This window comes from Sanguibacteroides justesenii, assembly GCF_003204205.1.
GTDB lineage: Bacteria > Bacteroidota > Bacteroidia > Bacteroidales > Marinifilaceae > Gabonibacter > Gabonibacter massiliensis.
On sequence record NZ_QJPL01000004.1, the window covers coordinates 198,535 to 218,164 of the forward strand.

20 protein-coding genes and 1 tRNA gene are annotated in these 19,630 nt (G+C 41.8%); 6 read left to right on the forward strand and 15 right to left on the reverse strand.

The window, feature by feature from the left end:
* Window positions 1-38: 38 nt before the first annotated feature.
* Window positions 39-899: a PfkB family carbohydrate kinase gene (locus tag DMB45_RS07885; RefSeq protein WP_041502214.1), complete on the forward strand. Its 861-nt coding sequence runs from the start codon at window positions 39-41 to the stop codon at window positions 897-899.
* A gap of 37 nt (window positions 900-936) precedes the next feature.
* Here the strand turns inward: DMB45_RS07885 and DMB45_RS07890 are convergent, their stop codons facing one another.
* From DMB45_RS07890 to DMB45_RS07915, 6 genes are all read right to left on the reverse strand, one after another.
* Window positions 937-3,369 (reverse strand): FAD-dependent oxidoreductase, encoded by a 2,433-nt coding sequence (locus tag DMB45_RS07890; protein WP_110688636.1) that lies wholly within the window; start codon window positions 3,367-3,369, stop codon window positions 937-939.
* Between the two features lie 26 nt (window positions 3,370-3,395).
* Window positions 3,396-3,698 (reverse strand): thioredoxin, encoded by a 303-nt coding sequence (trxA, locus tag DMB45_RS07895; RefSeq protein WP_041502096.1) that lies wholly within the window; start codon window positions 3,696-3,698, stop codon window positions 3,396-3,398.
* Between the two features lie 66 nt (window positions 3,699-3,764).
* On the reverse strand, window positions 3,765-4,058 hold the full coding sequence (locus tag DMB45_RS07900) for an ArsR/SmtB family transcription factor (RefSeq protein WP_041502097.1): 294 nt from the start codon (window positions 4,056-4,058) through the stop codon (window positions 3,765-3,767).
* Between the two features lie 83 nt (window positions 4,059-4,141).
* Window positions 4,142-4,921 (reverse strand): metallophosphoesterase, encoded by a 780-nt coding sequence (locus DMB45_RS07905; protein ID WP_052634342.1) that lies wholly within the window; start codon window positions 4,919-4,921, stop codon window positions 4,142-4,144.
* A gap of 165 nt (window positions 4,922-5,086) precedes the next feature.
* Window positions 5,087-5,920 carry a PepSY-like domain-containing protein gene (locus DMB45_RS07910; RefSeq protein WP_181416500.1) on the reverse strand — a complete coding sequence of 278 codons (834 nt, stop codon included), beginning with the start codon at window positions 5,918-5,920 and terminating at the stop codon, window positions 5,087-5,089.
* Between the two features lie 251 nt (window positions 5,921-6,171).
* Complete coding sequence (locus DMB45_RS07915) at window positions 6,172-8,250, reverse strand: cation:proton antiporter (RefSeq protein WP_052634344.1); 2,079 nt, start codon at window positions 8,248-8,250, stop codon at window positions 6,172-6,174.
* A 193-nt stretch (window positions 8,251-8,443) separates the two neighbouring features.
* On the opposite strand from DMB45_RS07915, the gene DMB45_RS07920 reads away from it, so the two are divergent.
* Window positions 8,444-9,649: an MFS transporter gene (locus DMB45_RS07920; protein WP_110688672.1), complete on the forward strand. Its 1,206-nt coding sequence runs from the start codon at window positions 8,444-8,446 to the stop codon at window positions 9,647-9,649.
* Window positions 9,650-9,967: 318 nt separating this feature from the next.
* Here DMB45_RS07920 and DMB45_RS07925 read toward each other — a convergent pair whose 3' ends face one another.
* Together DMB45_RS07925 and DMB45_RS07930 are read right to left on the reverse strand one after the other, a co-directional pair.
* Window positions 9,968-11,074, reverse strand: a complete 1,107-nt coding sequence (locus tag DMB45_RS07925; protein WP_110688638.1) for an SIR2 family protein — start codon at window positions 11,072-11,074, stop codon at window positions 9,968-9,970.
* Between the two features lie 154 nt (window positions 11,075-11,228).
* Window positions 11,229-11,301, reverse strand: a tRNA-Thr gene (locus DMB45_RS07930).
* A 117-nt stretch (window positions 11,302-11,418) separates the two neighbouring features.
* Between DMB45_RS07930 and DMB45_RS07935 the strand changes: the two genes are divergently transcribed.
* Window positions 11,419-11,799, forward strand: a complete 381-nt coding sequence (locus DMB45_RS07935; protein WP_041502100.1) for a diacylglycerol kinase family protein — start codon at window positions 11,419-11,421, stop codon at window positions 11,797-11,799.
* 5 nt (window positions 11,800-11,804) lie between these two features.
* Complete coding sequence (locus DMB45_RS07940) at window positions 11,805-12,344, forward strand: phosphatase PAP2 family protein (RefSeq protein WP_041502218.1); 540 nt, start codon at window positions 11,805-11,807, stop codon at window positions 12,342-12,344.
* 2 nt (window positions 12,345-12,346) lie between these two features.
* Here the strand turns inward: DMB45_RS07940 and DMB45_RS07945 are convergent, their stop codons facing one another.
* Genes DMB45_RS07945 through DMB45_RS07960 form a run of 4 tightly spaced genes read right to left on the reverse strand, consistent with a single transcriptional unit; the run spans window position 12,347 to window position 15,378 of the window.
* A complete protein-coding gene (locus DMB45_RS07945; protein WP_041505398.1) occupies window positions 12,347-12,898 on the reverse strand; it encodes a flavodoxin family protein in 552 nt (183 codons plus the stop codon).
* 21 nt (window positions 12,899-12,919) lie between these two features.
* On the reverse strand, window positions 12,920-13,582 hold the full coding sequence (locus tag DMB45_RS07950; RefSeq protein WP_041502102.1) for an HD domain-containing protein: 663 nt from the start codon (window positions 13,580-13,582) through the stop codon (window positions 12,920-12,922).
* 27 nt (window positions 13,583-13,609) lie between these two features.
* On the reverse strand, window positions 13,610-14,767 hold the full coding sequence (pncB, locus tag DMB45_RS07955) for a nicotinate phosphoribosyltransferase (RefSeq protein ID WP_041505397.1): 1,158 nt from the start codon (window positions 14,765-14,767) through the stop codon (window positions 13,610-13,612).
* 5 nt (window positions 14,768-14,772) lie between these two features.
* Window positions 14,773-15,378: a uracil-DNA glycosylase family protein gene (locus tag DMB45_RS07960; RefSeq protein WP_041505396.1), complete on the reverse strand. Its 606-nt coding sequence runs from the start codon at window positions 15,376-15,378 to the stop codon at window positions 14,773-14,775.
* 344 nt (window positions 15,379-15,722) lie between these two features.
* On the opposite strand from DMB45_RS07960, the gene DMB45_RS07965 reads away from it, so the two are divergent.
* Window positions 15,723-16,187 carry a fibronectin type III domain-containing protein gene (locus DMB45_RS07965; RefSeq protein ID WP_041502105.1) on the forward strand — a complete coding sequence of 155 codons (465 nt, stop codon included), beginning with the start codon at window positions 15,723-15,725 and terminating at the stop codon, window positions 16,185-16,187.
* A gap of 107 nt (window positions 16,188-16,294) precedes the next feature.
* Here the strand turns inward: DMB45_RS07965 and DMB45_RS07970 are convergent, their stop codons facing one another.
* Both DMB45_RS07970 and DMB45_RS07975 read right to left on the reverse strand, forming a co-directional pair.
* On the reverse strand, window positions 16,295-16,705 hold the full coding sequence (locus DMB45_RS07970) for a secondary thiamine-phosphate synthase enzyme YjbQ (RefSeq protein WP_041502106.1): 411 nt from the start codon (window positions 16,703-16,705) through the stop codon (window positions 16,295-16,297).
* Window position 16,706: 1 nt separating this feature from the next.
* Window positions 16,707-17,060, reverse strand: coding sequence for an arsenate reductase family protein (locus tag DMB45_RS07975; RefSeq protein ID WP_110688639.1), 354 nt, complete (start codon window positions 17,058-17,060; stop codon window positions 16,707-16,709).
* 391 nt (window positions 17,061-17,451) lie between these two features.
* Between DMB45_RS07975 and DMB45_RS07980 the strand changes: the two genes are divergently transcribed.
* Window positions 17,452-18,048 carry a DUF4251 domain-containing protein gene (locus DMB45_RS07980; protein WP_041502108.1) on the forward strand — a complete coding sequence of 199 codons (597 nt, stop codon included), beginning with the start codon at window positions 17,452-17,454 and terminating at the stop codon, window positions 18,046-18,048.
* 111 nt (window positions 18,049-18,159) lie between these two features.
* Here the strand turns inward: DMB45_RS07980 and DMB45_RS07985 are convergent, their stop codons facing one another.
* On the reverse strand, window positions 18,160-19,539 hold the full coding sequence (locus tag DMB45_RS07985) for a tryptophanase (protein WP_041502109.1): 1,380 nt from the start codon (window positions 19,537-19,539) through the stop codon (window positions 18,160-18,162).
* Window positions 19,540-19,630: the final 91 nt, after the last annotated feature.

Genomic DNA, 19,630 nt, shown 5'->3' on the forward strand with positions numbered 1-19,630 from the left:
TTCACTACCTTTGGATATATAAAAACAAGAATTACTTCATGAACGGATTATTTATAGGCTTATCAACCATAGATCTGATTTATTACGTTGAAAGAACCGTATATGCTAACGAAAAGATAAACGCAAAAGAGATTGTATTATCCGGCGGCGGACCAGCCTATAATGCCGCCGTCACATTTTCGGCATTAGGAAACAAAAGTCTCTTGATTAGTGGAATAGGCCCTTCTTCTCTTTCAACTATTATTCATAAAGAACTAAAAGATTTCCACATCTCTTGTATCGATGGTTTTAAAGATTCTTCCCAGACACTCCCCGTATCCTCCATACAAATCACTCCTGACGGAGAACGTGCCGTATTAACCAATTCCGGTCCGCGTTCTTTACAGCCGGAACAACTACCCGGAGATATCCCTCCCGATACCCGTATCTTGTTGACTGACGGACATTATTTAGAATCGGCCATACATTTTTCCCAAATAGCTTATCAGCAAAAAATTCCTACCATTTTAGACGGGGGAAGCTGGAAAAAAGGAATGGAAAAATTATTACCATGGATCAACGTCATCATCTGTTCCGATACGTTTCGTATTCCTTCCGTTGCAGATAACTATTTGGAAAAAAAGGCTTATTTGTTTCATACTGGCCCCCAAAAAGTAGCTTTTACACGTGGAGCAAACTCCGTTCTGGCTTTCGAGAACGATCTGCAAACAGAGATTACCGTTCCCGACTTCCCCGTTGTCGATACCTTAGGTGCGGGAGATATTTTCCATGGAGCCTTTTGTCATTACTATATAGAGCATTTCAACTTTTTAAAAGCTTTAAAACAAGCCTCCGAAATAGCCAGTCTCTCTTGTAAATATAAAGGAACCAAAGCTTGGATCGATCAGTTAAACAAATAAACAGGTCAAGACGAGATCGTTTTGACCTGCTCCCTCATTAAATGAATAAATTCACGTTCGCCTCCTCCGCCCTCTCTAAATAAGTCGCCACACCTCCCACATTCACTCCCTCCAACAACTCTTCCGGCCCTATTCCCATGACCTCCATCGACATCTGACAAGCAATGAATTCCACTCCACTTTGTCGGGCCTGTTGAATTAAACTCTCCAGAGAATCGATCTTTTTACTCTTCATGATCCTTCTCATCATCCAACTTCCCATACCGCCCATATTCATTTTAGACAAAGACAGCTTCTTACTATTCGAGGGAAGCATCCAACCGAACAACTTTCCGACCCAATCCTTTTCCGTCCTTCCCGGATGCTCTTTTTTGATCACGTTCAATCCCCAAAAAGTAAAGAACATCGTCACTTTACGTCCCGTCGATACCGCTCCGTTAGCAATGACGAACGATGCAATGGCCTTGTCCAAATCGTCACTAAAAACAATCAATGTTTTATTATCAGCCAGCAACCTCTCTTTCTGCCGGAAAGAATCGCCTTTCTCAACAACAGCCGTAATAATACCTTTTTCCCGTTGCAAACTTACCACCTGATTTCCGGTCATCTTGGCCCACGAAACCACATCCCGATAAAAACCATTATCCGTTGCGGTTATCTTCATCCGCTCTCCAACCTTGAGATGCTCAATTTCTCCCTTCAATTTCATCACAGGCCCCGGACACTGCAATCCGCAAGCATCAATCGATACAGTTTGAGGCTCTTTCGCTTCTTTTTTCTCTTCCGTATTTGTTTCTGGCTTCGCCTGAACACTACTACCTTGTTCCTGTATAGCCATCCTGTAGGTTTTCAAACCTCCGTTTAAATTCATAACCCGAAAACCTCTTTGTGAAAGAATCCGGGCGGCAATGTAACCCCTGAGTCCGACGGCACAAAAAACGACAATCGGCCGATCGGGGGTAATAGAATCGATCTCCTGCCTCAAACGATCCAATGGAATATTTATAGCTCCGGGAATACTTCCTAATACATATTCATCCGGCGTGCGAACATCAAGCAAAATAAACTCCCCTTTCCGGACCTCTTTTAAGTTACGCCACTCTATGGTTTGTACCTTACCGCTCCACAAATTATCTGCCGCAAATCCAGCCATGTTTACCGGATCTTTAGCGGAAGAAAACGGCGGTGCATAAGCCTGCTCCAATTCCGCCAAATCGAACACGCTACCTCCACCACGTATGACCGAAGCCAACATCTCCAGTCGTTTATCCACCCCCTCATACCCCACAACCTGTCCTCCCAGCAAACGTCCTCCCTCCGGAGAGAAGTTAATTTTGATCATCAAGGGCATAGCTCCCGGATAATACCCGGCATGGGAAGAAGCATGGATGATCACATTCTGATAAGGAATACTATTTTTCTCCAACAATTTAGCCGCAACCCCGGTACTGCCGACCGTCATATCGAACACCTTGGCAATAGCCGTATTAATAGCACCTTTATAGGAATACCGATTCCCGTATACCATATTGTCAGCGCATATCCTTCCCTGTTTATTCGTCGGACCGGCTAAAAAAGACAACGAAGGACGCCCAGTAACGGGATTCGGAAACTCAATGGCATCTCCGACAGCATAAATATCCGGATCAGAAGTTTGTAAATACTCGTTTACCCATATCCCGCCGGTCTCTCCAACCCTCAAACCCGCCATCGAGGCCAACCGATGATCGGGACGCACACCAATGGAAAGCAAAACCAACTCCGTTTTTAATCTATCCCCGCTACGCAACGCGACCAAAATAGTTTCTTCCTCTTTCTCGAAAGAGACCACAGCCTCTTCCAACCGCAAATTTACTCCCTGATCCTTCAACTCCTGATGAACAAACGTAGCCACTTCGTAATCTACAGGCGTCATAACCTGATTTGCCATCTCTACGACAGTCACTTCGATCCCCTGTCTTTTAAGATTCTCGGCCATTTCCAAACCGATAAAGCCAGCCCCGACAATCAAGGCCCGTTTCACGCGATGTTCCCCTATAAACGTTTTTATCCGGTCCGTGTCGGCTACGTTACGAAGGGTAAATATACCCGGATGCTTAATACCATCCAACGGAGGAAGAACCGGTTCCGCTCCCGGAGAAAGAACCAGTTTATCATAAGTCTCTTCATATTCTCTTCCTGTTTCAATATCCTTTACAACCACCTTCTTAGCATCCGGCAAGACATCCGTAACCTCCGACTTCACCCGCACACCTACCCGAAAACGGGCAGCAAAACTCCGAGGTGTTTGCACGAATAACTTCGAACGCTCGTCTATCACATCCCCGATGTAATAGGGCAAACCACAATTAGCATAGGAGATATATTCCCCCTTTTCCAATAGAATAATTTCCGCCTCTTCATCCAACCGACGCAACCGAGCCGCAGTCGACGCTCCACCGGCAACACCCCCGATAATAATATATTTCATAACTCTCTTCCCTATTTATAATTTTCTTACAAGTACTTCTCGATAATCTGCTGTAACTGGTTGGCCGGAACTACACCGCTATTATTCCATAGTACCCGTCCTTGCTTAAAAAGCATTAGTGTCGGCACCGATTGTATATGATAAGTATAAACAGGCTGACGATTGGCAGGAACGTCAACATCCACCTTTACGATTGTTATCTTGTCGCCCAAGCGCTTTTTTAAATCCTCCAAAACAGGATGCATCATTTTGCAAGGACCGCACCAGGTCGCATAAAAATCAACCAATACCAATTTATCTCCTTGAATCAACTCGTTAAACTTTTCCATAATCTTATCTAATTTAAATTTATAATATCAAATACATAAACATACATTTATATAATAAGGTAAAAATTATTCCGAACACTTCATCATACACCGCATGGCGTTCGTGATACGGTCATCTGCCAATCGATAGTAGGCATTCCGTCCTTCCCGACGAATTAACAATATCCCTTTAGCCAGCATATCCGTCAAATGATGCGAAACCAATGCCTGACTACACTCCATCTTTTCACAAATTTCAGAAACACTCAACTCGGCATTTCTCGAAAGCAGGCATATGATATTCAATCGATTCGGATGAGCGACAGCTTTCAATACATAAGCCATCTTCTCTAATTCTTCCCTCGTTAAACAATGTTCCATCTGTATATTCTTTCATTTAATAATACAAATATATAAACATATATTTGAATATACAAGTAAACGCAAAAAAAAATTTTACGCGATTATACCTCAACGAAAGCATCCAATTGAAAATTAAGATGCTCATCGTATTTCACGTAGCCCAATTGATTACATAATAATTTCGTTCCCTCTATATCGACTTCCGGCATATTGGAATGGGAGTGCCCGTATATCCAATAATCAATCGGATATTTTTTTATAAAATCCTTCAACTCCACGACAAAAGCCGAAGTTAAAACGCCATCTTTAAACTGGGGAGGATTACAATAATAGGTCGGTACATGATGAGAAACTACGACTCTTTTATTCGCCGTACTTTTCTCTAACGCTTTGTTTAAAAAACATAAACACTTCTCGTGTACTTTATCATAATCGACAGCAGCAAAGGGGCGACCGGAATAACAGATCCGTTGACAGTCCATCATACCGTATTCGACATCCCACAACATCTCTTCCGGAACGGGTGACCATAAGGTGGTAAAAAAAAGTTCCGCCTTCCCGATCCGTACACTCCGATTATTAATCCACCTTACATTCGAACGAACTTCCATGACAAAACCTTCCAGTACATTCGCCAAGTCGTATCCCCCGTAAAATTCATGATTCCCCGGTACGACATACACCTGTTCATAATGCTCGGAAGCCCAATCCCAAAAAGGATGACGATTCAAACGCCGATCTTTGATGTAGCTAACATCCCCGGCTAAAACAAGCATATCTCCTCTAACGATCAAAGGGATCTCCTCCAGAAACTTTGTATTCTGACTGAATTCCAAATGTAAATCAGACGCGTATTGAATTTTTATACCCTCTTCTTTCATACTTTAAAGATATGAAAATTATCCGTATGGAGAGCTTTTCATCCCTTTTATAAGGCTTGTTTCAATCATCAACGTTAGTTTATACACGGAGCGAACCGGAAATTTATCTCAATAAAAAACTGCTCCAAAAATCATTTTGAAGCAGCTTTTTATCTATTTGTTAAATCAATCAAGAAATAACGATCCGTCTGCATAAATCTCGACAAACATATTCAGACTTCCGTTTTTTTGTAACTCTATCCTGTATACGTCATCCCCCGATGCGTATTCCCTGAATTCGGCTCCGATCAGAGTATACCCTACAAAAGCATTTCCTTTCAAAGTATTAAGGACAGGCTGAGGTAACTCCGTCAACAGTACTTTCCATTGAGTCTGAAGCCACGAGTTGTCCGATGCGAATAAAACCTCTTTTACCCGTCCCTCATCCAAAATAGTGACAATCTTACGCCCATCGATCAGGAAATCGGAATCAACGATGACGGACTGTGGATAATCCTTCTGAATAAAACTGACCATTGCCGTCGGTAAATCCGTAGTACTGTTGTCATCGGCCTCCCGCCTCAAATTTCCTTCCTCATCATAATAAAGCGTTCTTTCCTGTTGTCCTTGTTCCACCTCTATCCGATAGGATAAAGGCATATTCAACCGTTCCAGCATCTCGACATCTTCTACTTTCCAGGTGGAGTAAGCTCCGGCTTCAAATCCTGTCTTAACGGCTGAAGGCAATTGATTATACGACAAATCCGTTTCCGTCAATAACCATTTACCGGATTGAGAGAACCATGCTTCACAACTTTTTCCTTCAAACGTAAAATCCGCCCGGGCATACCCGTTATCCATCTTCCATTCCACATTCGAGGCCGTCGCGTATTTTGCCTGAAACGCTTCAATAACCTGTTTTCCGGGAGTATTTTTCCCTCCGTTATGATCGTCATCGCTACAAGCCGCAAAAAAAGCGAAAAAACCGATAACGACCGCCAAAATTCCATTTTTCATCATCTTCATATAGTTTATTAAATTTCTATCCGACGAAAGATAAAGCTGTCTGAAAAATACAAACAGCTCCTCTTTTGCCTGTCGTAATACTGTTTTGATCCTCTTTTTCTACAGCTCCATATCATTACGACAGCCATAAGGTATAACGAAACGGTCTGAAAAAAGTTTCTTCATACACATCATTCCTGCGACCAATATTCACTATCATCCGTCACGAGGGCGCCTTACGATAAGATTTCGAAAAAAGAGTGGTATCAAATAAAATATCGGTTATGAGAGATCTCCATTGCTTGCGAAGGATAGATAAGTACAAAACTGTTTTCCTGGAAATATTTATTCAGGTATCCCGGAACACGCCCCATATTAGCATGATAAGAAGGCCCTTCCCTGCGACTTAACACGATCCATAAATCATCATCCTTACGGATATCCCGGAACACAATTAAAAAATCTTCCCAATCTCCGAATTCTACGAATTCGGCCGCAATAGGACGTTTGGCATAAATCTCCTTCAATGCCGACAAGGTCTGTCCGGAAGCGTAAAATACGATCTTAGCTCCCGTATTGTTGGCCACCTGCCAGATCTTTGCCACCCATAAAGTAAAACCGACCTCTTTTTCCGCTTTATCCGGGACGACAACCAAATGCCGTTTTATGGTTGCCAAAGGTTGAGCCGGTTTATAAATCAAGGTCGTGGTATGACTTTGACTCAATAAACCTTCCGTTATTTTACCTAAAAACGAAGTCGAAATACCCTTCTCTTTATGCAATCCAAGTACCAGATCGGTGATGTTCCTCTCCTTAATCACCCCGATGATGGCATTTACAATACTCAAGTCATAACGAATCAAATCCTGTACATGATTATCTGCCGCAGAAGCCGTCACAACGGCCTGATTCAAAATCTTCTTCGCCCGCTTAAGTACCTTTTCGTCTGTTTCCCGACTATCCACTACATTCAAAGCATACAAACCGCTTTTATTCTTTTTTGATTTTATGACCGTACTCAAATTAACCAATTCATCCACGTTATGTTCATAGCTTACCGGAATCAATATTCGTTCAACCTCAACGCTATTATCCGAATCCGTATCGGACATATCGGCCAAAGCCAGATTCTGAGCTCCTTTCTGAGCAGAAAAAGAGGCCATCGTACAGGTTACCAATATCATTAAAATCGTACCGTTCAGTACGCTTTCATTTAACAATCGTACCGGTTCTCCCGTATCGGTATGCCCCAATATCACATTATACCCGACCATCACCGCCGCCAGGGTTGCCGCCGCCTGTGCATTACTCAAGCCGAAAATAACCCGTCGTTGGTCTACCGACATTCGAAATGTTTTCTGAGTAAGCCATGCCGCCGCGTATTTAGCGACAGTAGCCACGACTATCATCACGACACCGACCTCTATCGTTTCCCAACTATTAAAAAAAGCACGATAATTAATCAACATCCCGACCCCGATCAGGAAAAAGGGAATGAAAATAGCATTACCGACAAATACGACCCGATTCATCAATGGAGAGGTTCTAGGAATCAAACGGTTCAAAGCCATTCCGGCCAAGAAAGCACCTATAATAGACTCGATGCCCGCTACCTCCGCCAAAAAGGCTCCCAAAAATACCATGACCAATACAAAAATATACTGGGACACGCTATCCTCACAGCGCTTAAAAAACCAACGTCCGATCCATGGAAACACCAACATGACGAACAAACCGAACACCATCACGGCTATCGCCAAACGATACCAGAACATATCGTCCACACTATCCGTCGACATTCCGACGACGACCGTCAATACAAGTAAAGCCAAGGTATCCGTGATCATGGTCCCACCCACGGTCAGATTAACAGCCAGATTCTTGCTGACACCTAATTTACTGATAATAGGATAGGCTATTAACGTATGCGAAGCAAACATACTGGCCAATAAAATGGAAGTCAGCCAGGAAAAATTCAACACGTAAAGACCGACAACGGTTCCCAAGACCATCGGAATAAGAAAAGTATACATTCCGAAAATCAAACTTTTCCCGCTATTCTTTTTAAAATCTTCCAAGTCAATCTCCAAACCCGCTAAAAACATAATATAGAGTAGTCCCGCCGTACCGGAAAGAATAATGCTGCTATCCCGCAGAACCAAATTAAAACCGTTCGGACCGATAATCGCCCCCGCGATAATTAACCCCAAGAGATGAGGTATTCTCAATTTGTTCAATAGCAGCGGTGCCGCCAGAATAATAATCAAAATCAACAAGAACTTCAGAACAGGGTCTTCCAGAGGGAGCGAAAAATCCGTAATTGCCAATAATAATACATTCATCATTTTAACCTAAATATTAAATTCTTACAAACATTTACTTTCCTCGGAACCGAACAACACAAAAGTAATAAAAACCAGCTTTATAGCAGACTTTTACCCGATCAATTTTTCAAGCGGAAAAAGGCACCGGAAAAGGGACATCGAGCAGAGAAACTACGTATATTTGTACCCGCGTTTTGATCAAACTGACATGTACATGAAATCCAAAGATTATCTGCAACAAAAAATGACAAAAGACATTGTTATTTCAGTATGTGTATTCCTATCGGGATTTTCCTGCTTCGCCCAACTCTATTATTTTCAACCGCTTCTTCCCGATCTGGCCAAAGAGTTTTCCTTAACCGCCAGCCATAGCAGTTTGGCCATATCTTTCTCCACGTTAGGTATGGTTATAGGGTTATTTACCGCCATGTTTATCGCTGATCGTATTCCAAGAAAACAATTAATCAGTTGGGCTTTGCTCTCTTCTTCCATTTTTTCCGTCATTTCATCTTTTTCAACATCCTTTTTTTTCCTTGTACTATTAAGTGCCGCTAAAGGTTTCCTGCTTTCCGGAGCCACTTCCGTCTCCTTAGCCTATATTTCGGAAGAAGTCTTACCGCAAAACAAGGGAAAAATCACCGGATTATATATTGCCGGGAATGCTTTAGGAGGTATGGCGGGACGGGTCATCTCTTCTTATATCAGTGAAGAATACTCCTGGAGAATAGCCTCCGTATCCATCGGAATACTATGTGCATTTTTCGCTCTGTTATTTCTCTTTTTCAGTCCTATGTCGACCAATTTTATACCTAAAAAAGAGAATTTCAAATCCTTGATCACGGAAAATATAAAATTTATCACGGTCAAAGAGTTGGTTCCGTTCTATATCATCGGTTCCCTCATGTTAGGCATATTCGTAAGTTTATATAACTACCTGGGATTTTATTTGGTAAAAGAACCTTTTAACTTTTCTCCCAACCTGATCCATTACATCTATCTGATGTATTTGTTCGGTATTTTCGGTTCCGTCGCCACGGCAAAACTAACTTACTATTTCAATCCCGTACAGGTGTTGAAAACGACCATTCTCATCTCCATTCCCGGCATCGGGTTAATGTATATCACTGATTTTTGGATTGTCACGTTAGGATTAGCCATCCTTACCTTCGATTTTTTCGTCATACACGTCATCTGCAATCGTATCGTCAGCGAATACAACGTGATGAAACGTTCCGTCACGATCTCCATTTACCTTTTAGCCTACTACCTCGGTTCCAGTTTCTGGGGATCGGCCACGGGTATCGTATTAGACAAATGGGGATGGCAATACTTTTTAGCAGGACTTATCGTTTTACTGCTTATTCTTTATCTTTTCGCCAAACAGGGAGAAAAAGTCACGCGAAAAAAGAGGCTATCTTAAAATAAACTTTCGAATCAGACGCTATTACACCCTGTTTGTAGCTGCTCCCATTCACGATCAAAAAGAGGGAAGCAAACAATACCCGATAACCCATTTTGAGATCTTCTAATAGGCATCATAACCCTATCCTCCCATTATTAAGTCAAACATTCATATTCTTCTGAATGGGGTTTTACCGCGAGCTCAAATGCATGAAAAGATAATTCAACTTATGTGCCAAATCCGGTACGACAGCCAAAAGCCTACCCGCACTCGTATCTATGTCATTCTCGCATCATAATATAGACATACTATCTCTATTATCAAGTAGATATAGTACTATTTCATTTCGTTTCTTAAACCCGTTACATAATCGGGCACGCTCTTCAAAATAATATCCCGACCTGCTATCCGGCTACCGAAGAAATTTTTATAACGGTCGACTTCGGCCTTCACCCTATTTCCATACGGGTATATGACGACCTCGATTTTTGCATCCGGACGAATCATACGAGCCAAAAGCTGACGGATCTCAAAATCGGCAGAGGGAAGAGAGTAACCGATAAAAACAATTCTTGTCGCTTCAGAAAGTTCGATGGCTGCATTCTGCCATACCAACTTAATCTGTATGTTACTCAAATTCTTCAGGTAAGTAGGCAATAATAAATTACTCCTTAATTTAATCGAACTGATCTCCCCCATCCCGTAATTCTTGCGACAATGACGGCAATAAGCCGCTTCCATCATCTCTATCTCCTCCCCGAATCTCACGTACATCCGTTGACACATGGGACAATGAAACCAATTCATCGAACCGTGCAATTTCAAATACTTGATATTGTAACCGCCGTAACCAATCGCCAGCAAACCGGGCTTCACCGTATCGTCATTGGCTTCCCAGGAACTCACGTAACAACAATAGTCCACAACACTCAATTTTTCCGGATGCCCGTTATCAATGGCTCGCTTCAAGGCATGATCGAAAAGGACGTCCCAATTCGTGGTAATCAATGCGACCCGATCCTCCCCGTCCTCCATCCTTTTCTTGGCCATCCCGTCAATATACTCGGCAAATTGATCCACGTAATCCCCGCAACTTCTATTCTTTTTAAAACTATAATTCACCGCCGCTGCCATCAGGGCATGAAACTCCTCCCTCAATTCGACCAAACCCTTTGCACTGTAACGACCGATAGAAAGTCCATCCCAAATGCAACGATCTATGGGGGTAAATACATCCTCAAGAGCTACATTACAATAATGATCCTCGTATATATGCAACTCCTCTTTCAAAAAGTCGATAAAATGATCTCTCGCCCGGATCAACTTTTTATTATCACCGGTAAACTTCTCGTCCAAAATCGTCCGGATTATCTCATTCTGAACCAACCCTCCCGCTTCTTTCGAAAATCCTGAACCTAAAAAATACACCGTCTTTTCCATCATTTCCCCATTTGAATTTAGACAAAAGTAATGTTTAATTGTTACATATCCATCTCTTATTAAACAATCTAACCGTACATTTTATCCCCCCATGGAGAATTAGATTTCTCTCAGAACAAAAAAATAAGGATCGGAATAAAATATTCCGATCCTTCCGAGCCAATTTGGGGACTCGAACCCCAGACCTACGCATTACGAATGCGTTGCTCTACCAGCTGAGCTAAATTGGCAATTACGGCTGCAAATGTAGTACAAATTTTCAAACATAAAAACGATAAATCAAAAAAATTCCCGTATCATTTCTCATTTTTTCGTATGTTTGTCCCGACTTTTTAATTATCAGAAAGATGAATGACCGCAAATTTTCAATAAAAGCTAGAATACGCAGTTTCAAATACGCCTTTCAAGGAATTAAAATACTAATTACCCATGAACATAACGCCCGTATTCACCTTTTTGCAGCGGTATGTGTCTCTATTGCCGGATTCTTACTTGATATTTCAAATAACGAATGGATCGCCGTCATTTTCGCCATCGGATTGGTTTTCTCCGCAGAAGCTTTTAATTCGGCTATCGAATATTTAGCAGATCTGGTATCGCCTGACTATAACGAACTAATCCGTAAATCCAAAGATGTGGCCGCCGGAGGCGTATTATTTACCGCTATCGTCGCCGCTATTATCGGATTACTTGTTTTCATCCCTCGATTAATCACTTTATTTCAATAAAAATGATGCGCTATCTTTTCATATCGATAACCCTATTGGGACTCTTTTTTATACACCCCCTACAAGCCCAGCGCAAAGCTATCCGTACAACGGGAGACGCCCTTCTCTTCGTCGCTCCCGTAACGGCCTTTACCATGACCCTATTCAAGAAAGATTACGAGGGAACCAAACAATTGGTACTTTCGGGTGCCACGGCTGTCGGATTGACCTATATTCTTAAATACAGTATCAGCAAGGAACGCCCCGATAAAAGCGACGATCACTCCTTTCCGTCCGCCCATAGCTCCATCTCTTTCACGGGAGCCTCTTTCCTGCAACGGCGTTACGGATGGAAATTCGGGATACCCGCCTATCTACTCTCTACCTACGTGGCCTGGAGTCGTGTATACGGGAAAAAACACGATTGGTGGGATGTACTAGCAGGAACGGCCATAGGTGTAGGCAGTACCTATATCTTCACCAAACCTTTCGGCAGAACGGCCATTAGCATCACTCCCGCCGTCCTGGACAACTACCCCGGTATCCACGCATCTATTGTCTTCTAAATTTAAAAACTCGCACCTAAACTCCGGGCCCTTTCCAAATAATCCATATGTCGGACCTCACCTTTTTCCCAAACGTCACAGGCATACATCTCTCCCCGATTCTTCCACCCCATGTACTCCGTCATAATCCGGTAAGTTTCCTGAATACCTTTCAATTCCGCCATCTGATCGGTAGCAGCCGCCAATATCAAAGCACTCTCTTTTCCCTTCAACTTAACAGGAGAACGATCGAGATAATAAGGATACAAACGATCTATAACGGCTTTCAATTGGGTTGACCAGGTAAAGAAATAGAGAGGAGACACCCAAACAACGGCATCAGCCTGTTCTATCTCCGGATATATTTTTTCCATGTCATCCGATTGTACGCAAGGTTTTCCCATATTCCAACACATACTGCAGGCAAAACAGCCGTTTACCCGGTAACAGGATACCTTTATAATGCTGACCTCGTGTCCCTGGCCTCCGGCTCCCTCGGCAAAAGCTTCCGCTAACATATCGCTATTCCCATCCATCCTGGGACTTCCTTCCAACACTAAAATATTTTTTCCCATAACCGCAAATTAAATCCACTCCTATAGCAATCGCTGACCGTTTATGACCAGTTCAAAACGAATATTCAAAAACTCTGCCGCTTTTCTGCTCAACAACATTCTGCCCAAAAAGATCTCAAAATAATCCATAACGGCAGAAATTTTGGTATCAATTGTCAAATCGAGAATAACAGCACTTCTATCTTCGTTAAAATAGATTTCGGATTCTTCTACGGCATAATTTACCCGATCGTGAATATCAAAATTAGCGAAATCCCGGTTCCGGACACGACTACGCCTCACATCCGTCTTATCTCCCAAAATCAATGCCGCTGCAATCGGATTTACCGGAGCGGCCGTACTTTCATCATGGTTGCCGATAGCACTTATCACCTGGGCAATCTCATCCGCTTCCATCCCCATTCTATCTAACAATCGAAAAGCCATTACTGCTCCGCTCTGGGCATGATCCACCCGATTCACGATGTTGCCGATATCATGCATATATCCGGCTATTTTGGCCAATTCGGCTATCCTCTCCGGATAACCCAAAGTCTGTAATATCATCTCCGCCGTATTGGCCGCTTTCACCACATGAGGAAACGAATGTTCCGTATAGCCCAACGTTATCAACACGTTATCCGCTTGAGCTATATAACTTTTTATTCCCTCGTCTTTTCTTATATCTTCATAAGTCACCAACATATTTTTCCCTTCTGTTATTCTATGTCTTCATAATCGCAATATACCCAAACACAAATCAATCTCCCGAGGATCTCCGGTATGTTTACCCTCCACATCGGAAAGCTTTACCACTGGCAAAAAATCCGCCCCTCCTTTGGGCCTGCACTCAAACAATTTTATCACCATGTTTAAAGGTTTTACACCCACGTCATTCGTCAAATAAGTACCGATCCCGTATACATCATGAATCCGGCCGTTTACAAACGCTTTGATCTTCTTTACCCCTTCCAGATCCAAGGCATCGCTATAAACAATTGTTTTGGTCGTCGGATCAATCCGATGCTCCCGGTAATGTTTCAACGCTCTCTCCGTAAACTCATACGGATCACCGCTATCCCATCGCAGACCGTCAAACAATTTGGCGTATTTGGTATTGAAATTTCGAAAAAAATCTGCCGACGTATAAGTATCCGCAAGTGCTATTCCCAAGTACCCGTCATATACTTCCACCCAATTAGCCATAGCGATCTCGTTGGCCGAACGATAGCCGTAGTGAGCCCCATGATACATAAACCACTCGTGCGGATGTGTTCCCATAGGAATCAAATCATACTTCATGGCAAGATACACGTTGCTGCTTCCGTTAAGAAAACGTCCCATATGCTCTTTCAATATACCGACCACCCGATCCTGCACTTCGTAAGAGTAACGCCTCCGGGTTCCAAATTCCGAAATCTCTGCTTTTAAGCGCACAAACTCTTTAGCTTTACAGACGGCATTTTTCTCCTCATCCCGAGCCTCTAATCCCATCATTTTAAAGTACAATTCAGAGATAATAGCCATTAAAGGAACCTCCCAAAGTACCGTACGATACCACAACCCGCGAATTTCCACGTTTAACTCTCCCCCCTCCTGTGAAATTTCAACCTCCTTAGGATCAAACCGAAAACCTTTTAACAAATCAAAAAATACGGAATCAAAATAATAACACTTTGCACGCATAAAACGTTCGTCCTCTTCCGTCAACACCAAACTTTCCATTCGATCGACCTCTTCCCGCAAAACAGTTGCGAATCCCGGCGGAAATGAGGTTTTTCCCCGATTCACGAAACGATAAACCACTTCCGCATCCGGAAACTTCTTTTGAATAGCATTCATCGTCGTGAATTTATACAAGTCGTTATCTATAAAACTTTTTATAACCATATCCCCTATTCTTTTTCTTTTTTCAACAATCCGATCTCCTCCATCATTTTCCGGTAATACAAAGCTTTCTCCTCCACCGGTTTGGGATAGGCCCTCGAAGAGGAAGGCATCCGATACAATCTTATCACCCGCCCCTGAAAACAAAATTCAGAAAATCCTCCTACCGGCGGCTGCTCCGTTCCAGTTAACGCGATCAGCGTATCCGTCGCCTTTTGTCCTGTGGTTACAATCGCTTTACATGCAGCAAGTCGTTGTAAAACGACTTGCAAGTCCAAAGACTCCACCACTTCTAAAAACTTATCCGAAGCATTATCTTTATGGCGGATAATTTTGGTGGCCGTATCGCTTAAGGCTATTCCCTTTTCAATCAAAAATGCCCGTATCTTCTCCTCGTAAAAATGTTTTCCGTCCTCCGTCAGAAAATAGTTTTTATCCTGAAAAAAGACAATCCCCAGAATCCTCCACATATCGTTTTGAAAATTAGGGTAGTAAAAGTCCATGGACCAACGGGACCGGGGCGGGGGAAAACTCCCCAACATCAACAATCTCGCCCCTTCCGGTAAGAACGGCTCTAAAGGATGAATCTCTATTGCCTTATTATTATCAATCATTTACGCTTCAAAATATCTATATTTTCCAGATACAAATGTACGAAAAAAATACGAACATCATACCACCGAAATCTCCGGTATTTATCCTTTCTTATTTTACATTTTTCGCCTCTTTTACTTTTATTATTTATTGGAAAACATAGACTGTATAAAAAAGAAAACCATAATTCCATTTAAAATAGCCACAATCCAGGAACAAAAAGAACACAGTTTAGATACATTTATTAAAAATAGATGATTTATTTTTGTCAAAATAAAATATCATTATTCTTAATGACATAAATAAATAACAAGACGCTATTATTCCTTGCAATATCAAAATGTGTAACTAAAAAAGTAAAATCATGAAAACATTAAAAATCTTTTTAACACTATGCGTGTTATCGATCAGTTCTTCTTTGTTTGCACAAGATACTAAAGTGGTCTTAAATCTTATTGCCGACAATACAGACATAAAAGACGTCACGCTAACAATTATTGAATATCGGGAAATATCAGAATCAAGATGGACCCTCCATGCAAAAATTCCTGCATTTACTCCAACAATTGTGATTAAAGGTTTACGCGAGGGGAAACAATATCAATTCAGAGTCATATTGGCATCAAAATATGGGGAAGGAAGACCGGCTGATAGTAAATTTTACGAGATAATGAGTCCGCTATGGGAACTCTCCATTAGTATATGGTGTTACCCACCGATCTTGGCTTATGCATGGACTCCAACAAGCAAGGCCAACATGAACTATTCCAACATAAACGGTATATTGAACAAGAAAACCACAAAAGTTCCCCTTAGACCTAAAGAATAAATAAAAATAATACGATAAGAAATAGGAATAATAGGAAAATCGAAACAGTAGATTGAAGTAAATGTAAGTTTTCAATCTACTGTTTTTTATTTCCCAAGATACGATCTCTAAGCAATTACGGTTGCCACAAGCCGACGTGCTCCCCCCTGTTCCCTAAACTCGCAAAGGTATATTCCCTGCCAGGTACCCAGATTCAATTTTCCGCCCGAGATCGGGATCGTAAGCGTTACCCCGGCAATGACTGTTTTAGCATGAGCCGGCATATCGTCATCCCCCTCCAACACATGGCGGTAATAGGGTTCCCGTTCTTTTACCAAACGATTAAAAATACGTTCGAGATCCCCCCGGACTTCGGGATCTGCATTCTCATTCAACGTCAGAGCAGCAGAAGTATGTTTTATAAACAAATTCAATATACCCGTTTCCGGCAAAAGAGGTAAATGGCAGATAACTTCATCCGTAATCACATGAACACCTCTCGGTTTTTCCCGAAGTGCAAATTCTATTTGTACGACCATGTCAGCCTATATTTTCCCAATCCTCCACATGAAAACCTACCCACACCCGGTCTTTTCCTATCAGCAAAGGACGTTTTACCAGTTTTCCGTCAGAAGCCAAGAGCTTCAACTGCTCCTCTTCACTCAACAAGGGTAATTTATCTTTCAATTGAAGTGCCCGGTATAATTGCCCGCTTGTATTAAAAAAACTCCTGACAGGCAATCCGCTCCGGATTATCCACTCTTTTAACTCTTTAAATGTCGGCTTATTCACAACGATATCTCTGTCCTCATATAAAACACGATGTTGATCCAACCACTTTCTGGCATTCCGGCAAGTACTGCATTTGGGGTATTCTAAAAATAAATAGCTCATAATATTTCCATTTCATGTATACACTTCCGTTTTCGAACGCTTACAAAAGTATACAAATATCACCGGTTTGAAAAACGAAACAAACAGGAAAGATTGTCTTTACAAAAGATCCGTCAGACAACTATATCACTATATATCAAAACAATACACTTCAACTTATCTCTTATACCACATCTGTTTTTATTCAAAGTTTTCTAATTTATTCTAACGGAAAAGGAGAAAATTAATCTTTTTTAAAGAAAGAAGGCTAACCCTCTTTCCATCCCTCACGTATATGCCATAGAATTTCAATATTCTACTCCTTATGGATAGAGACTAGCATCACAAGAGGAGTATCGAATGGGATAAATTCGTTAAACTAAACTACATAAAAAAATAAAAAAGAGACGCTATGAAAAGATTACTTTTTTTATTGGCAATGGCTACATTCTTGTTTTACGATTTCAGTCTTCAAGCACAAACCAAAACAAAACAAGAGATAAAAGCGGAGAGAAAAGCACACAGACAAGCGATGAGGGCACATAATAAAATGGTTCGCCAGTTACAAAACGAAATCGCTTACCAAAATGCACTACAAGCGTTAAAGAACAATAGTTGGGCATTACAGGCAAATACCTTGTATAATAATTACGGCATGCCGATGTCCGTAACCAACAACACGAACTTTATCGCGATGGATCGTAATCGGGTTTCCTTACAATTAGCCTTCAACGGCTTCAATCCCGGTCCTAACGGACTCGGAGGGATCACGGTTACCGGTTGGCCATCCAGTATACATCAAAGAATAGACAAGAAAGGGAATGTTACTTACACGTTCAATGTCATGGGTGCTGCTATTTTTGCACAAGTTACGGTACAACTCTCGTACGGAAGTAACTACGCGACGGCAACGGTAACCGGCAACACGAACGGAAGACAATTGACTTTCTCCGGTATACTGCTACCTTACAGTCAATCTAATATTTTTGAAAGTGGGTTCAGTTTTTAAGTGAAAAACTTTACGACACAACTCATTTAATATTCAATTACTCAATTTTCGCACATGAAAAAACCGGGTTGGCTCACACCAACCCGGTTTTCATATTCTACTCCCCAAAATTTACTTGGCAGGTTCCAACTCCACGGTAAAGTGACGCATAATCGGGAACTCTTTGGTAATCACGTAACCGCGATTAATTGATTCTCTCCGGTCATATACATTCTTCAACGCTGCTGCAATCACATCCATATGATTGTTGGTGTATGTTCTACGCGGGATAGCCAAACGTAACAACTCCAATTTCGGATAACGATTTTCGCGGGTAACCGGATCACGGTCAGCTAAGATCGAACCGATCTCTACACCGCGGATACCGGCTTCCAAATAAAGCTCAATACCTAAAGTTTGAGCAATGAATTCTTCTTTCGGAACATGAGTCAGGATCTTCTTGGCATCCACAAAAATAGCGTGTCCACCGGCAGGACGTTGATACGGAATACCGTATTCATCCAATTTAGCCCCCAGATATTCAACTTGTTTGATACGGGTTTCCAGGTAATCGAACTCAGTCCCCTCATCCAAACCTTGAGCCAAAGCGTTCATATCACGACCGGACATACCTCCGTAAGTGATAAACCCTTCGTTCATGATACAGAACATCTGGCATTTCTTCCATAGTTCCTCATTTTTGAACGCTACAAATCCGCCCATATTCACGATAGCGTCTTTTTTAGAGGACATCGTCATAATATCGGCATAGGAGAACATCTCTTTTACGATCTCCTTGATAGTTTTATTCTCATAACCCTTCTCCCGGGTTTTGATAAAGTACGCATTTTCAGCAAAACGAGCGGAATCAATTTGCAGATTAACACCGTATTTCTTACAGATAGCGGAAACCTCACGTATATTAGCCATAGAAACCGGTTGTCCTCCGGCCGTGTTATTGGTGACCGTCAAAACGACTGCCGGAATTTTCTCCTTCGGGTATTTCTTTAATACGGCTTCCAGCTTAGCCGGATCCATATTCCCTTTGAACGGAATTTCCAATTGCGTATCGGCAGCTTCGTCTATCGTACAATCAATGGCTAAAGCCTTACGAAATTCAATATGTCCTTTTGTCGTATCGAAATGAGAATTACCTGGAAGTACATCTCCTTCTTTAATAATGGTTGAGTAAAGAACATTTTCGGCAGCACGTCCTTGGTGGGTAGGCAAGAAATAATCAAAACCTAAAATATTTTTAATCGCGTTCTTCATGTTATAGTAAGAACGAGCCCCGGCGTAACTCTCATCACCCAACATCAATTCCGACCATTGCTTATCACTCATGGCTCCGGTTCCGGAATCCGTTAACAAGTCGATGAACACATAATCGCTCTTCAGGTTAAACAGGTTATACTTCGCCTCTTTAATCCATTGTTCGCGTTCTTCACGCGTACTTTTACGGATGGTTTCCACCATCTTAATTCTATACGATTCTGAAAATGGCAATTCCATAATCCTAAAATTTAAATTGGTAAATAATATAAGTTATTTTATTTGATTCTTTTCACAAATAATCAGACCCAGCGGTCTTTTGCATAGGAAA